The 436-nt window shown below is 68.1% G+C and carries 1 protein-coding gene; it reads right to left on the reverse strand.

All coding sequences use genetic code 11. From position 1 onward, the window contains the following. Positions 1 to 124: 124 nt before the first annotated feature. The coding region (locus VSR68_RS42575; RefSeq protein ID WP_342945387.1) for a hypothetical protein at positions 125 to 436 on the reverse strand (312 nt) is incomplete at its 5' end.

Consider the following 436-nt stretch of genomic DNA (forward strand, 5'->3'; position numbering starts at 1 on the left):
TCCTGGATGAGCTTGGTGGACAGCGGGGTGAAGGCGCCCGGGAACTGGGCGATCTCCGGTGCGGCGAGCAGCTCGCGGAAGCGCTCACGCTTCTGGGCGGGGGTCACGGTGGTGTACAGCATGATCAGAAGATTCCCTTCGGCGACTTCTCCAGCTCCACTGCGGCGGCGATGTTGAGCTGCCCCAGCTCCCCGGCCTTGAGCTCGGGCAGGCGCTGGACGGTGTCCAGGAAGCGCTCGATCTCCTCGGGGGCCACGAGACCCTCGGCCAGGGTGCGGAACTTGGTGATGTACTGCTCGCGGGCGAACGGCCGCGCACCGAGCGGGTGGGCGTCCGCCACGGCGATCTGGTCCGTGACCACGGAGCCGTCCTTCATGGTGATCTCCACGGAGCCGCCGAACGCCTTCTCCGAGATGTCCAGGGAGTGGTAGCGGCG

The organism is Paraburkholderia phymatum (assembly GCF_038900715.1).
GTDB lineage: Bacteria > Pseudomonadota > Gammaproteobacteria > Burkholderiales > Burkholderiaceae > Paraburkholderia > Paraburkholderia phymatum_A.